This is a genomic window from Marinicella litoralis, from assembly GCF_002591915.1.
Lineage (GTDB): Bacteria > Pseudomonadota > Gammaproteobacteria > Xanthomonadales > Marinicellaceae > Marinicella > Marinicella litoralis.
This window is the reverse complement of sequence record NZ_NIHB01000001.1, coordinates 329,180-344,925: the sequence shown is the minus strand read 5'-3', so window position 1 is coordinate 344,925 and position 15,746 is coordinate 329,180. Positions and strand designations below refer to the sequence as shown.

13 protein-coding genes are annotated in these 15,746 nt (G+C 42.4%); 5 read left to right on the top strand and 8 right to left on the bottom strand.

Going from position 1 to position 15,746, the window contains the following annotated elements; all coding sequences use genetic code 11:
• Positions 1 to 4: 4 nt before the first annotated feature.
• Complete coding sequence (locus CCS90_RS01520) at positions 5 to 1,666, top strand: BatD family protein (protein WP_162846732.1); 1,662 nt, start codon at positions 5 to 7, stop codon at positions 1,664 to 1,666.
• Positions 1,667 to 1,690: 24 nt separating this feature from the next.
• On the opposite strand, the gene CCS90_RS01515 is transcribed toward CCS90_RS01520, so the two are convergent.
• Complete coding sequence (locus tag CCS90_RS01515) at positions 1,691 to 2,212, bottom strand: DUF4124 domain-containing protein (protein ID WP_099017742.1); 522 nt, start codon at positions 2,210 to 2,212, stop codon at positions 1,691 to 1,693.
• Positions 2,213 to 2,357: 145 nt separating this feature from the next.
• Here CCS90_RS01515 and CCS90_RS01510 point away from each other — a divergent pair, with 145 nt between their 5' ends.
• A complete protein-coding gene (locus tag CCS90_RS01510; protein WP_099017741.1) occupies positions 2,358 to 3,074 on the top strand; it encodes a YebC/PmpR family DNA-binding transcriptional regulator in 717 nt (238 codons plus the stop codon).
• Positions 3,075 to 3,078: 4 nt separating this feature from the next.
• Here the strand turns inward: CCS90_RS01510 and CCS90_RS01505 are convergent, their stop codons facing one another.
• Genes CCS90_RS01505 through CCS90_RS01475 form a run of 7 tightly spaced genes read right to left on the bottom strand, consistent with a single transcriptional unit; the run spans position 3,079 to position 10,868 of the window.
• Positions 3,079 to 3,810, bottom strand: coding sequence for a glutamine amidotransferase (locus CCS90_RS01505; protein ID WP_099017740.1), 732 nt, complete (start codon positions 3,808 to 3,810; stop codon positions 3,079 to 3,081).
• Positions 3,811 to 5,580: a GspE/PulE family protein gene (locus CCS90_RS01500; protein ID WP_099017739.1), complete on the bottom strand. Its 1,770-nt coding sequence runs from the start codon at positions 5,578 to 5,580 to the stop codon at positions 3,811 to 3,813.
• Positions 5,558 to 6,268: an ABC transporter ATP-binding protein gene (locus tag CCS90_RS01495; protein ID WP_099017738.1), complete on the bottom strand. Its 711-nt coding sequence runs from the start codon at positions 6,266 to 6,268 to the stop codon at positions 5,558 to 5,560. The genes CCS90_RS01500 and CCS90_RS01495 overlap by 23 nt, the downstream gene beginning before the upstream one ends.
• Positions 6,268 to 7,230, bottom strand: a complete 963-nt coding sequence (locus tag CCS90_RS01490; protein ID WP_099017737.1) for a FecCD family ABC transporter permease — start codon at positions 7,228 to 7,230, stop codon at positions 6,268 to 6,270. The genes CCS90_RS01495 and CCS90_RS01490 overlap by 1 nt, the downstream gene beginning before the upstream one ends.
• Before the next feature lie 12 nt (positions 7,231 to 7,242).
• The gene (locus tag CCS90_RS01485; RefSeq protein ID WP_099017736.1) at positions 7,243 to 8,568 is read right to left on the bottom strand and encodes a hypothetical protein; all 1,326 of its coding nucleotides are present in this window, start codon (positions 8,566 to 8,568) and stop codon (positions 7,243 to 7,245) included.
• Between the two features lie 12 nt (positions 8,569 to 8,580).
• On the bottom strand, positions 8,581 to 10,317 hold the full coding sequence (locus CCS90_RS01480) for a phospholipase D family protein (protein WP_099017735.1): 1,737 nt from the start codon (positions 10,315 to 10,317) through the stop codon (positions 8,581 to 8,583).
• Positions 10,314 to 10,868: a 4'-phosphopantetheinyl transferase family protein gene (locus CCS90_RS01475; RefSeq protein ID WP_099017734.1), complete on the bottom strand. Its 555-nt coding sequence runs from the start codon at positions 10,866 to 10,868 to the stop codon at positions 10,314 to 10,316. Before CCS90_RS01475 ends, CCS90_RS01480 begins: the two co-directional genes overlap by 4 nt.
• Positions 10,869 to 10,873: 5 nt before the next feature.
• Here CCS90_RS01475 and CCS90_RS01470 point away from each other — a divergent pair, with 5 nt between their 5' ends.
• The 3 genes from CCS90_RS01470 to CCS90_RS01460 all read left to right on the top strand — a co-directional run bounded on the left by CCS90_RS01470 (position 10,874) and on the right by CCS90_RS01460 (position 15,684).
• Positions 10,874 to 12,004 carry a class I SAM-dependent methyltransferase gene (locus CCS90_RS01470; protein ID WP_099017733.1) on the top strand — a complete coding sequence of 377 codons (1,131 nt, stop codon included), beginning with the start codon at positions 10,874 to 10,876 and terminating at the stop codon, positions 12,002 to 12,004.
• Positions 12,005 to 12,116: 112 nt separating this feature from the next.
• Positions 12,117 to 13,037, top strand: a complete 921-nt coding sequence (gene folE2, locus CCS90_RS01465) for a GTP cyclohydrolase FolE2 (protein ID WP_211336959.1) — start codon at positions 12,117 to 12,119, stop codon at positions 13,035 to 13,037.
• Positions 13,038 to 13,503: 466 nt separating this feature from the next.
• Positions 13,504 to 15,684 carry a primosomal protein N' gene (locus tag CCS90_RS01460; RefSeq protein WP_099017732.1) on the top strand — a complete coding sequence of 727 codons (2,181 nt, stop codon included), beginning with the start codon at positions 13,504 to 13,506 and terminating at the stop codon, positions 15,682 to 15,684.
• Positions 15,685 to 15,746 lie beyond the last annotated feature (62 nt).

Genomic DNA, 15,746 nt, shown 5'->3' with positions numbered 1-15,746 from the left:
TACCATGTTAAATTCCCTGCGCAAACCTTGTATAGCCATACTACTTATGGTGATTGGCATGTCTGTCGCACATGCTGAACTCAAAGCCACTGTCGATCGTCAACTCGTGCTTTTTGGAGAGTCTTTGACCCTGACCATCACTTCTGATCAAAACACCAACAGCCAGCCTGATTTCACATTATTGGATGCGGTGTTTCATGTGGGCCAAACTGGCAAATCTTCTTCAACTCAAATCATCAATGGCAGTGTTTCAACACAAACGACTTGGCAAGTTTTGTTGGTGCCTAAAAGCCTGGGCTCACACCTTATACCACCACTTGAAATCGATGGAGAACGAACCAACACCATTAAAATTGAGGTCAAAAAACCTGACCCCAATGCCCAAGCCAAAGGCGATATATTTATCGAAATTGAAGCCGACAAAACCAGTGCTTATGTGCAAGAAGAAATTCTGCTCACCGTGCGACTGTTGTACGCCATTAGCCTCAAAACAGGTTCACTTTCGGAACCCAGTGCCGATGGGGTCATTGTGCAACAAATCAACAAAGGCGCTAATTACACCACCCAAAGAAACAACAAAACCTATCAAGTTTTAGAGAGAAAATACGCCATATTTGTCGAAAACAGTGGCACTATCACCTTGAATCCTTTGGTATTTGATGGTGAAGTGACTGACAACAGCCGCCAGTCATTTGGTCTGTTTCAACGTGGGCGACCGGTCCGCCAAGTGTCAGAGATGTTGGAACTCGAAATCAAACAAATTCCACAAGAGTTTGTAGCAAAACCCTGGATACCGGCCAAACAAGTGGCACTACAACAAAGCTGGTCACAGGACAAACCATATCAAGTGGGTGAACCCATCACCCGCACCATCAACTTAACAGTGACAGGCTTGTCAGAAACCCAGTTACCCGATTTGCTTATCGATGACATCAAAGGCGCCAAGATTTATCAGGACAAAACCGACACTTTAACTCGCACCGATGGACAACAATTGATTGCTTCAAAAGTCATCAAATATGCGGTCATTCCAACCGAACAAGGCTCATTGGAAATCCCTGAGTTTACTTTAGAGTGGTTTGATACCAACAGCCAAACAGCCAAAACAGCCAGAATACCGGCCACCACATTACCGATTGAAGCCGCTGATGCCAGCACCACCCAAGCACCTAAAGCCATCAACTTCAATCCGATTGATATTCCTGATACCCAAGCAATTCCTGCCATTAATCACATTAACAGCAATGCTGACCAAAGCTTATGGAAAATATTAACCCTGACATTCGCTTTCTTGTGGTTACTCACAAGTGTTTTTTTCTGGTCTAAATTAAGGCACAAACCCCAGCAAACTATCGAGGCCAAAAAACCAACAAACACCCTCTCTATAAAACATTTAAACCAAGCCAGCGCTGCCGATATTCAAGCTCAATTGATTGCTTGGTGGAACCAACAGTACCAACAAAAAACCACCAACTTAGGCCAGATCAGACAACAACTGGCCGATGGCGACATGAAACAAGCCATCACCGACTTACAAAAACAACTTTACGCCGGTAGCAACCAAGTAACCAAGATAGACTGGGTCCAATTAATCAAAAAAAATCAGTTCAAACCAGCACAACAACCCATAGGTGTTGCCACTGGATTGCCTGAGTTATATGGTTGACCGGTTATCTGCTCTATACGGATGTTACCAACAGCCGTTGTTTTTTAGTTCATTTTTGAGCTGAAATAATTGAGGCAAATAAAGTTGTGGGTTGCCTCGACTGGGATAACTGCGGGCCGTCTTTCTGATGTCTCGGTTTAGATTGGTCTGTTCAATCTGATCGGCATCCTGATCACAATAGATATCCCTGGCTTTTTTACACTTTCTAACCACTTCTTTTTGTGCCTTTTTATATTGTGACCACAGGCGGTTACACAGTTGTTTACGCCATACCATTGGATCATTTTGCTCTGATGATTGGTTGACTCGATGCTTATATGAAGAAGCGTGCTGATTGGATTGATTGTTCTGCCGAGCACTGTAATCTACAATTTCTGGCACATCAGTCACGTTCATCACCGTAGCATCTAGGTGCGCATCGCACTGGGTGTTTTGATAATGAATGGTTTGATTTTCATCAACACATTTATATACGGTTGCCATCGCATCTGCCAAGCACAACAAAAAACACACCATCATCAAGTTTTTTAATTCAGTTGTTTTCACAGCACAACATAACAACCATTGGATTTAATATACAGTTTCTCATTCAACTTATTTTAAACTGATTTGGAATAGTTTCTCCATCGATTTTGCAATCACCGCCGTTCGCGGTAAAATAGCCGACTTTACATATCAACAGAGAATCATCATGGGAAGAGCCTACCAAAACCGCAAAGAGTCGATGGCCAAAACTTCGGATGCCAATGCACGTGTTTACAGTAAATTCAGTCGAGAAATTTACGTTTGTGCCAAATCAGGTGGCGCTGATCCGGATGCCAATTTGGCTTTGCGGAGTTTGCTTGATCGTGCCAAAAAATCACAGGTCCCAGCACATGTGATTAAAAATGCGTTAGATAAATCGCAAGGCGCTGGTGGTGAAGATTTTGCCGTCGCAAGGTATGAAGGCTATGGACCCGGTGGCTGTATGGTTATTGTTGACTGCTTAACTGACAACCCCAACCGAACATTTGGTGATGTGCGTTTGTGTTTTACCAAGACCGACTGCAAAATTGGCACCCAAGGAACGGTATTACACATGTTTGACCATGCCGCTATTTTGGTGTTCGCAGGAGATGATGAAGATGCGGCCTTAGAAGTTTTGATGGACGCCGATGTGGATGTGACAGACATTGAATCTGAGGACGGTAAATTAACTGTGTTTGCACCACAAATAGAATATTTCAAAGCCAAACAAGCACTGCAAGATGCCTTTCCTGATATAGATTTTGATGTTGATGAAATTCAATTTATCCCGCAATCAACAGCACCTATTGCTGAAGAAGACATACCCAACTTCAATAAATTTATTGATATGTTGGATGAATTAGATGACGTTCAGAACGTATATCACAACGCAGAACTGTGATTTTTTAAGCGCTTTTTCTTTGCTGAGAAAATGCAGCGAAATGTTTTAGCAAAGATTCGGCTTCGTCACAATCTGTCAGTTGTGCGGCCATCGAAGCCGGATCGAAACCTTCTTCAAGCAACGCTTTTTCACGGGCTTCAATGTAGGTCCTCATAATGCTTTGATCCCATTCAGGGTGAAACTGCACACCCCAAACATGGTCTTTGTACCTGAAAACATGATTACTGTCGTTCTCACATGAGCCCAATAAGGTGACACATTGAGGTAATTGCAACACGTTTTGTTGGTGAGAGACAAAGGTATTGAAAACATTGTTGGGTGACAATTTGCCTAACAATTTATCCTGACGCCCTGCATCATTCAAGGTCAGCGCACTTAAACCCATGTGCCGACCAAGTGGGTTGTAATCCACTTGCCCGCCTAATAAATCCGCGATCAATTGATGCCCAAAACAAACCCCTAATGTAGGTAGCTCAGCTGCAAAAGCTTCAGTCAACCAACGCTGTGTTTGTTTCATCCAATCCAGTTGTTCGGTGACCATGGATGCCGACCCTGTCACCAACACAGCAGTCCAATCCTCGCTGTCAAATGCCGGCAGTTCCTCGCCTTTATGCACATCGACGACTTGAACTTGATTGGTTGCCAAGCCCATCCCAGCCATGAACCAATCAGCAAAACTGCCAACCGCTTTCGCCTTGGGGACAGGGTCTCCTGTTTGTATAATCAAAAACAGCATTCAGTGTAAATCAGGTGGCGCCAATCTGATGGCTTCTTCTAATGACGTTTTTCCGTCCTTGAGTAACTGTGCAATCGCGATCCTTAAAGGCAGCATTCCTTGTTGATATGCAGCGGCGCTGACTTTTTCAGACGGCACATTGTTTTTAATTAATTTTCTGATGCCTTGATCAATTGGCATCATTTCAAACACCCCAGAACGTCCATGGTAACCGGTGTTTCTACATTCATCACAACCGGTCGCTTTGAACAACTCTTTCGGTGGCTGTATGTCGAAGGGATGGACCATTGAAACCCATTTTTCCGCATCAACTTTTTCTGCGGTTTTACAGTGCTGGCACAACAAACGAATCAACCTTTGTGCCAAAACACCAGCCAAAGTACTGCGCAACAGATAATCAGGTACCCCCAAATCCAGCAGTCGATTGATGCTTGATGGCGCATCATTGGTGTGTAAGGTGGACAACACCAAATGTCCGGTCAATGAGGCCTGTACAGCCATTTGGGCCGTTTCTAAATCGCGAATCTCACCAATCATGATGATGTCTGGATCTTGACGCATCAAGGTTCTGACGCCATCAGCAAAATGTAAATTGATTTTTGGGTTAACCTGCATTTGATTCAAAATAGGGTCCACCATTTCAATCGGATCTTCCACCGTTGAAACATTGACCTCAGGTGTGGCCAATTTTTTTAAGGTTGAATACAAAGTGGTGGTCTTACCTGAGCCGGTTGGACCAGTCACCAAAATAATGCCATTGGGTCGGTCAATTAGTTGTTGCCATATGTCGGCTTCTCGTTCATTGAAGCCCAAGTCACGATAATCCACGGTAACCGCATCGGGATCAAATATCCGCATTACACATTTTTCACCAAAGGTGGTGGGCATGGTAGAAACCCTTAATTCAATTTCTCGATTGCCCTGTGATAAGGTTTTGATCCGACCATCTTGGGGTCTGCGTTTTTCAGCCACATCTATTCTTGAAAGGATTTTGATCCGACTGGTTACCGCTGCCATAACAGTCGGTGGTAAATCGTAAACTTTAAGTAATTTACCATCAATCCGAAACCTGACTAAGCCGTTATCTCTTTTAGGCTCCAAGTGTATATCACTGGCTCTTTGGTCAAAGGCGTATTGTAATAACCAATCAACCAAGCCAATCACATGTTGGTCATCGGCATTGATGTCTTTATTACTGCCAAGTTTAACCAATTGCTCTAAGTTCAGAATCGGATCATGAGCAACACCTTTGTGCATCTTTTTGGCACTTTGTACCTGTCGATTGACGCCATAAAATTCAAACAACAAACGTTGAATATCTATGGGGTTGGCATGGACTCTTTTGATCGCTTGGCGGTGAATTTTTTGGATGTCATTGATCCAAGATGTGTTTTTGGGGTCAGCCACCGCAATCACTATTTCATTGGCATCGACATGTACAGGTAGAATTTGATGCTGTCGGGCATAGGCCTGAGAAATGACTTGAGTGACTTGATTGACATCAATTTTGGTCGGGTCAATTTTCAAATAATCAATTTTGTGAGCTTTGGCCACCCACTGGGTTAAAAATTCCAAGGTGATGGGTTTGCCTGTTTTGATGTTGGCTAACTTGTTATCCACAATGGCAATATAGGGATGTACTGATGCCGACATGACGGTGGATTTTTCCAACAGGGTGGCAAAATCTTTTTGGGTGATGAGTTTCGCCGCCAGCCATTGCTTGGCGATGGTGGCCATGAAGTTATTTTTAATTAAGTTGGCTGCTGTCATCAAATAGTTTATTCAGGTTGGTCTCTGTTAATATTGTAGCTGATGTACCGCTGAGATAACAATCATTACCCAACAGCATCAAAACATGGCTGCAGTACTTTTTCACGGCTTCGATGTCATGACAAACCATAATCACTGCATTTCTTTGGCTGTATTGTTTAAAAACTTGCATGATGTGTTTTTGATACACCACATCCAAGTGATTCAAAGGTTCATCCAGTAGCAAGTGACCAGATTGTTGCGCCAAACAAGTGCCAATCTCAACCTTTCTTCGCTCACCGCCTGACAGTTTTAAAATGGAACGTCCTTGCAAATGATTGATTTGACATTGATTCATTACTTCGCCAGTGATGTCAATGTCTTCCGACTTAGTCGTCAACCAGGGAAACCTTCCCATGCCGATGGCCTCTTCCACCAAGAACGCCAAGCAGGGTTCTTGCTCTTGCAACAAATAACTTATTTTCTGCGCCCTGACACGGTGGTTGATTTGATTTAAGGGTTGACCATCTATCTGAATTTCACCTTCATAATGATTCGACATACCAGCCAACACATTCAACAAGGTCGATTTACCAACCCCATTTTTACCTATGATGCCCCAAAATTCACCTGGGTTAAATTCGACGTCAAGATTACGAATTAAAACAGCACTTTCTTGAAATATGGATGCTTTTTTCAAACTTATCATCACAACTTCCTGTTCAACCAAAGAAAAACAGGCACCCCAATCATTGCGGTGAATATTCCCACTGGTAATTGTATCGGGTTCATCACCGTCCTGGCCAAAGTGTCAGCCAGCAACAAAAACCCAGCACCAACGACCATGCTCATGGGAATCAAGTGTTTGTGTTGATAGCCAACCAATAGGCGAACCATGTGCGGAATGATCAAGCCTACAAATCCAATGGTTCCGGCTTGAGCCACTGCCATAGATGTTAACAAGGCTGTCATCACAAAACTTTGTAAGTTCAACTGTTTGGTGTTCACCCCTGATTTTTGGGCAAACAAATCACCCCTGGCCAACAAATCCAAAGCCCTTGCTTTTTTCATTAAAAGCAACATCATTATCAACAACAATATGGGCATCAACCAATTAAATTGTGCAAAAGACAGGTCACCCATTAACCAGAACATCATCGATTTAACCTGTTGTCCACTGGCAGTGGCCAACACAAAACTGATGAAAGCAGCAAACCCAAAAGCCAATACAACACCATTCAATGTGATTTTATTCGGCCTCAGTTCGCCATGGTAACTGAGCTTTAATAACAACAAAGCAGCCAACAAACTGCCCACAAAACCAAACAGGAAAAGCATCAACGGGGCCAAACTTAAACCCGTCACTATCACCAACAACTGAACCGCTGCAGCACCACCTGAAACACCCAATAAGTAAGGGTCTGCCAATGGATTTTTTACTAAATTTTGAATCAACAAACCAGCCAATGACAAACAGGCACCCACCATCAAAGCATTGATGATGCGAGGAAACCGCAACTGCCAAATGACTTCATAATAAGGTGAATTGGCATCCCACAATGCATTGATGGGCGTAGTCACCGAACCCACCAACAGGGCAGTAATAATCAAGCCCAGCATCAACAAAACTGAAACCAGCCATAACTTACTTGCGTTATGAAAAACGCCCATGTCCCGAAACCCTTATCGGTTGGCGGTCATAGAAACAACGTCTTTCTTTGCCACTGTGATGGTGGCATTGCCACGCATATACCGGGTGGATATGGTTAATTGCGTGCCATTGGCCGAAAGTAATTTACCAAAAATAGGCCGGCCACGTTTGGTTCTTACTTTTATATTTTGTCCCACTGCATGGGTCCAGTTTTCAATTAAATATTCACTTTTGGTACCACCTATGTTGTGGGTGATGGTTTTTAATAATTCTTTGGGCTGATTGGATGCTTTCTCAACTCGTATGGCTTCTTGCTCTTTGGCTTCCATTTCTGCCCTGAGGGTTTCCATATCAAGTTCCAAAAAGTCTATTTCTGCCAACTCAACAGCTTGGTACTCATTTTCACCAATGGCGGCTTCTATATCCATGGTGGCCCATGCTTCTTTTTGTGGCAGTGAAAAAAATTCATACAGGTATTTAGGCTCTTTCAGTTTGAAGATGGTATTTACCTCAATGTTTTCTGCCAAAGACCGTTGGTACTGGTTACTGAAAAATTGTGTCATTTCCTTGCCAGCATAAACCCTGAGGTAAGCTTGAATTTCTTCAGCCCCTTTCAAACGATAGGCTGAAAATGAGTTGTTGTGCTGAGTTGCGCAGTAATCATTGCGTTTTTTATTAAACCCTTGATCCACGTGGTAATAATATAATTTATCAACAATGGTGTCGTTGAAGGTTATCCTGGGTACATCACTGGGACGGGTCAAAGTGCCTGACCAAGCGATGAACCAATTGTCCACGTTGTCGATGTTTAAATTAAAATCCATGTGATATGAATCAACCATTGAATAGCTCAATTCCATATTGAATTGTGGTGAGGTGGGTAAAATTTGATCCCACTGTTCCGGTGAAAAGCCAGGGCCTGGATCAGTACCACAGCCGTAAGCACCTAAATACCCAGCAGCCATGGGCCAATAGCTATTCTTTTCTACGGTTGTAATAAAATCTTTTGCATTGTTTTGTAACTGCACATTGTTGAATGATAATGTCATGTTTGCAGGCACATGCGTCCTCAGGTTTTGTGCACTGGATAACATCAATTTCCTCATGTCGGTGTTGATATCAATCGACTTTATGCTGGCAGTTTGTCGATACCCTTTGGGGGTAAACCTGACATCATTTACCGTTACTTTTCCATTGAGAGATGTATCAATACTGGAATGAGTCCAGGTACCCAAATGGCTCAAATGCAACATCAGACCTTCAACGAAAAACGTGCTGTTGCTTTTGATGCGCCAATATGGAATCGCAACCAGAGCAACAAAGATGGCTAAAACAATTAATTTATTTTTGTTATTCATTTATTTTCTCAATTACATCACAGGTTCAGCAAAACCGGCAAAAGCTGATATTATTATCGTTTGTATTTGCTTAGAAGACAAATCCACATTGGGGAAACTGCCAATTACTTCATAGTTTTGGTAAAAATCAGGGTGGTTGGCCGGAACTTCTTGGTGTCCAGGCTTCAATCGATAACTGGTTGAATAACGAAATGGCCATATGTCAAAAATCGGCAACTTTCTCGAAATGGTTGCAATCACCCCACTGATTCGACTGAAAAAGGGTATTTGTTCTTTGGCTGCCACCACCCAACTGTTTTCATCTTTCATATCGGTTTCAATGTTTTGTGTCAATTTTTTTGCAAAGGCTTCACTTTCAATCACGAACCCAGACTCGGTGTTCAATACATCAGATCTTGGGTCAAAATTATGCGAACCAATCATGGATATTTTGCCATCAATCACAAATGATTTACCATGCATACCATAACGGGTTCTTTGATTGACATGCTTTTGCGAAAACAGCTCGGTAGCCATTTCTGGACGGTCTTTAAACTCGTAGATGTGCATGTCTAATTTTTTTAAATAGAACCGTTTGTATTTATATGAAATGGCATAGACATAATAGGCGTCGGTTGATGCCAATGAATTGGTTGAAACTCGGAACCAAAGGTTGGGGTTTTTCCGCCGCAATTTCTTGAATGTCTTTCGAGCCTGTCGACTGAATATCAAATAGGGCGTTTGGATCAAAATATCAAACTTTGCGTCGGCAAAATACTGATGGATTTTTTGCGTCAGTTGTTTGTTGGCCTTCCTGGCATCTCGATTAAATGGTTTATCATGGGTGTCACTGAAGTATTCAACTTGGTCAACTAAAATAATGTCTTTCGAGAAAGTATCCATGACCACCTGTGGGTCTTTGGCTTGACTCAAAAGATGTTCTGCTTTCAATGGTGGTGGTTCATTCCAGTTTATTTTTGACTGTTCGCCATTCAGAATGCGATCACTGACATCTCGCAAATGTTCTACCGGAACCACATGTGGGCTTTGCCAGAAACTGGCAAATGATTCAGTCATTTGATCAACAACAGGTCCAATTGCAAGCACGTCTCGATCTTTATAATTGAATGACTCATCCCAATCGTAATACCTGTCCTGATAATTGCGCCCACCCACTATGCCGTATTTATTGTCAACGATAAATGTCTTGTTGTGCATCCGCTTATTGAGCCTGGCCATACAACAGGCCAAGGCACTGAAGAATTCAAAAGCCGATGTGTGTGCTTCTTGAAAAACAGGATTGTATAATTTGAACTCAAGGTTTTGATGCAAAGTGGCCAAATCAGAAACCAGCCATGAATTGCCCATTGAAAACAATTGATCAATAATGACTTTTACTTTCACGCCTCTTTTGGCAGCTGCCAACAATTCCTTTAACATCAAATGACCGGCTTCATCATTCACCCAAATGAAGGTTTGAATCTCAATGGTGCTTTGAGCTGCTTTGATTAAATTCAAACGGGCCATCAATGAATTTTCACCATGATCCAATAACAACATGTGATTTTTTTGTAACTCAATGGCAGCATCGTAATAACTGGCAAAAGGTGTGGAGATGGCACAGCGATTTTTTACCTCAGCACCACAAGTCCTGCTGTTGTCTTTTTTCAACTCAACAGCATGTTCAACTTGTCTTATGGTTTCTTGGTTGATGCCACAGCCACCGAGCAGCAGTGCCAAGAAACAAAAAACAGGGTTCATTAATTTCATGGGTTCCCGATTGAATTTATTCTGATTTTATCAATTTTTTGAGGGCTGGCAATTGCCAAAGCATAACCATCGATCCGATCAGACTCATACAAAAATAAGCCTTTTTCATCGCCAGGTAATTTGTTCAAGTATGACCATAAATTTCCACCGTCTAATTTACACCATGCCTCTTTATGAGTCCACTGCTTAAAAAACATCGATGATTTTTCTGTGGTTGGTAAATCAGAAATTATTTTTGATTCTTTGGGGTGAAAGTAACGTGATGCCAGTTTCATTACAGCTCGTTTTTTATTGATGTACTCAACATCAATGCCGATATCATGGGCCGTCGTTATGACATATGCATGAAGTTGCCGACAGTTGCTGTGAGAGAAGAAAATGGGCTCATCAACATAAGGTTTACCATTTTTACTTTTTTTGATTGTTATGCGCGCCGAAGTATTCAGTGTGTTTTGTAATAACTGTTGTAAAATGGCGTCAGAGTAAGGTTTAGCCAGCCGTTTATTTTTGTGGGGGTTGTTGTTCAACCAAATATTAATTTCTTTTTGCATTGAATATGTCTGAAACGCTGTTACAAATCAATCAAGCATTGCAACATAAAATCACCTCAGAAATCAAACGAAATGGTGTGATTAGCTTCGCCAAATTCATGAAAATGGCACTTTACGAGCCTGGACTTGGCTATTACAGTGCGGGTCTCAATAAAATTGGTACTGACGGTGATTTTATCACTGCATCTGAATTGGGAGCATTGTTTGCCAAATGCCATGCAGTGGTGTTTGCTGATGTGCTACAACAATTGGAAGCGCCTAAAATCATCGAACTTGGCGCTGGAACGGGTCAATTTTGTATCGATACCCTGCTGGCTTTGGAAGACTTGAATTGTTTGCCAGATCAATACATCATCGTGGAGGTCAGCGCCGATTTCCGACAAGTACAACAACAAAAAGTCAATGCTTTGCCCCAGCACATCAAAAATCGAGTCCAATGGTCTGATCATGCGCCTGAAAGTCCATACCAAGGAATCATATTTGCCAATGAGGTTTTAGATGCCCTGCCGGTAGAAGTATTTAAATTCGAACAAGGCAAATACCTCCAACTAAAGCTTAAGTATGATGGATTGAATTATGCTGAACAATGGCATGCATTTTCACCGAGAATGAATCAAATATTAGAACAAATGGAGCTGGATTTAAGCGAAGGTTATCGATCTGAATTTTTACCGCAGCTACCAGCTTGGATCAATGCCGTGACCCAAAACTTAAGCAAAGGCTTGGCCTTGTTTGTCGATTACGGTTATGGTCGCAGCACCTACTACCACCCGCAAAGACACACCGGCACCTTGGTCTGTCAGCGCAGACACCAAGCCAATTTCAACCCCTACCAAAATGTTGGATTGCAAGACATCACCTCATTCGTCGATTTTACTGCTGTGGCTGAAGCCTTTGATACGGCAGGCTTTGAAGTGGCGGGGTATACCACCCAGGGTGATTTTTTATTGGATGCAGGCATCAATCAATGGATAGACCCTGAAATTGAATATAAGCAGTACTACCGACTCATCAGTGAAATGAAACAACTGGTGTTGGCAGAAGAAATGGGGGAGAAATTCAAGACCTTGGCAGCGGTCAAAAACTTGGATTCACCCATCAAAGGCTTTGCCCACAATCGCTGGAATGAACTTTAACCCAAAAGATATTTAATGTGTGCCGTTTTAAATGGCTTGAAATTACCCAGCTTTATCTTGTAATTTGATATGATACACCACATTATTGTGTAATTATTTCAAACTCAACCCAGTGTTAGATTCTACAAACCAATCCTGTACCTTGCCTGACATCGCATCAGAAGAAAAAGCCAAAATAGGTGGACAGCTTCAGTGGGTTGGCATGAGTGACATAGAGATGCCCTTGCTGATGTCAGCAGATGTGTCCGTTCCAGCCAGTGTGGCACGCGTGCGAGCCGAGGTGTCATTGGATGATGAAGCCAGCAAAGGCATCCACATGTCTCGTTTATATTTGGCTTGTGATCAAGCATTCAGTCATGAAACCATTGACTACCTTGTGTTGCACCAATTAACCCAGAACTTTTTACAGACTCACAAAAAACTCAGCCAAAATGCTTTGATCGAAGTTGAAGGTGAGGCTTTGTTGCGAAGAAAAGCGCTGGTCAGCGATCATTCTGGTTGGCGTTCATACCCCATCAAGCTTTCAGTGGTGCAATGTAAAAAGTCTGGCCTGAGCAAATATTTAAGCTTTCAAGTCACATATTCCAGCACATGTCCTTGTTCTGCTGCTTTGGCACGCCAATTAATCCAAGAAAATTTCAAACAGCAATTTGATCAAAACAACATCAGTAAACAAGACGTGATTGATTGGTTGGGTTCTGAACAAGGCATCAATGCCACACCACACAGCCAAAGAAGTTCTGCTGTGATCAAAGTGAAGTTGCAAAATGAACAACAGGAAATTCCCCTTGAAACACTGATTAACTTGGTTGAAAACTCTTTACAAACTGCAGTTCAAGCTGCGGTGAAAAGGGCAGATGAACAAGCATTTGCATTGCGCAATGGACAGAATTTGATGTTTTGTGAAGATGCCGCCAGACGCATCAAACAGGTGTTAAGCAAAAGCGCCTTGGTTAAACAGTTTCACCTAAGGGTCACCCACCACGAATCGCTACACCCACATGATGCCACTGCCGAGGCTTACAGCGAATAAGGGGTACTGGGTTCCACACAAGCAAGCGCTGAAAGTCAGTCAGTTCATAATATATTGTAAAAATTATGCACAACTTGGCGGCAAAAACGCTTAAAACATGAATTTACTTGTTTTTATTAACCACCAACATCTCAAAACACTTGTAAGTTATTGATATAAAACAACATATTGTATTTGGTTAACAATTAACCAATGTGTCTATGATTACAGCTGATTTGGTTTAATGGCATCGGTTTTGCAACTTATTCACAAAGTTATCCACAGTTTTTGTGGATAACTTTATCAGTCAATCTGTCGTGGGATAATCTGCCGCGCTCTGTATTTATAGGCTTAAATAAAATCACCACAGCGGTAATTCATTCATCCAGTGCATTGGAATTGAGTTGTGTTTGTTCAAGGCATCAATCCAGGTCATTCTTCAAGAAACTTGATGAATAATATTTTCTCATAATGGTATGATTTGCTGATGCAAAAACCCAACCGCCCAGATGTGGTTCAAGTGGCACTGAAAATACCGTTTGCACAACACTTGGATTACCAATTACCTGAACACTTATCTACCCCGCCAGTGGGTGGCCGGGTGTTGGTCAACTTGGGTAAAAACAAAACAGTGGTTGGCATCGTACTTTCATTCTCTGACCACAGCAGCTTCTCAAAACTTAAACCCATTCAAGCCATTTTAGACGAACAAGCCATTCTCAACGAAGCTGATTTAACCTTGTTCAAGCAAGCGTCTAAATATTATCAAGTCACCTTAGGCGAGATGATCTTTACTGCCTTACCAGCTTGGTTAAAAAAGACCGCCAATAAGCCCATCCCTCTGCAAAAGTGGTGGCGCACAAAAAGCACTTTGGAGCAAGCGACCGAACGGTTGCAAGCTGCACCGAAACAACTAGAAATATATCAATACCTGTTGTTACATGGACCGCTGACCAGTCAATCTTTGTCTCACATTTCATCTTCAGCCTCACAAATTTGTAAACAACTGGCTGAGAAAAATTTGGCTCAAGCAGAAGAACTGTGTTTGTTAGCCAATGAAGCACCTTATGACCCAGGATTTCAACTGACCGCTGATCAAGATGCCGCCTTAAAACAACTAAAACAAGCACATGATAAATTCAATGTGATGTTGTTAGATGGCATAACTGGCTCAGGTAAAACAGAAGTTTATATTCAATTCATCCAAAACTTAATGCTTGAAAACAAACAGGTGTTGGTGCTGGTTCCAGAAATAGGCCTCACACCGCAATTATTTCAAGAAATAAGTCAGCGAATCAAAGGTCAAATGGCTGTCTTGCACTCTGGATTATCTGATGGCGCCAGGGCGCGGGTCTGGCACCACGCCAAAACAGGCCTAATCGATGTGGTGGTTGCCACCCGTTCAGGAATCTTTACACCCTTTAAAAACTTAGGCGCAATATTGATCGATGAAGAACATGATTTAAGTTACAAACAACAAGATGGGACTCGGTACTCCGCCAGAGATTTGGCTGTATTGAGGGGGAAAATAAATGACTTTCCTGTGATTTTGGGTTCAGCCACGCCCAGTTTTGAATCTTTAAACCATGCCATCGGAGGTAAATACAAATGGCTGAAACTGCGCAGTCGAACCAACAACAATCCGATGCCAAGCATCACGCTACAAAATGCTTTGAACAACAAACCATCCAAAGGCCTGTCACTTAAGACCTTACACAAAATTGAAAGTCATTTAGCAAATGGCAATCAAGTGTTGGTGTTTCTCAATCGGCGTGGCTGGTCTCCCAAACTGATTTGTAATGAATGTAGCTGGATTGGCACCTGTGATGACTGTGATGCTTATTTAACTTACCACAAACACCTGAACTTACTGAAATGTCACCATTGTGACCGGCGTTACACCTTGCCTGAATTTTGTCCTGGCTGCGGCTCTCAACACGTTGAAACATTGGGCGTTGGAACAGAAAAAATAGCCGATGGCTTGAGCCAGCATTTTTCCGATACACCCATCATCAGGTTTGATCGCGATGCCGTTAAAACCCCCAAACACTGGCAAAACAACCTGGAAGCGGTGCGTTCAGGAAACCCTTGTGTCATTGTTGGCACCCAAATGCTTTCAAAAGGCCATGATTTTCCCTTGCTGTCCTTGGTGGTAGTGGTCAATGTGGACAACAGCTTTTTTTCGTCTGATTTCAGAGCCACAGAATACCTGGCACAATTGTTAACTCAAGTCTCAGGAAGGGCCGGGCGAGCCGACACCAAAGGGGAGGTGATCATCCAAACACAATTTCCCGATCATGCCTTTTTCCACGCTTTGTTTGACCAAGGTTATGAATCATTTGCCAAAAGCCAGCTCACTGAACGCCAAGAAATGCAATTCCCGCCGTATACCTATTTAGCCATCATCAGGGCACAGCACAGGGACGCCTCTTTACTTGATCATTTTCTCAATGACATGGTGGTGTTTTGCGAAAACAACGAACAGGTCAGTGTACTGGGGCCATTGCCTGCCCTGGTGGCTAAAAAGCAAAAATTACATCGAATGCAATTAATCCTCAATGCCAATCAAAGAAAAGCCTTACACCTGTTGATTTACCAACTGAAAAAACAATTCAATGACAAGTCCATTCAATGGTTTGTTGATATTGACCCTGTCAGTTTTGACTGATTCATCAACACCAAAAAACAGGCAAAAAATAAGCCCCTTGAAATCAGGGGCTTTTTTAGTTA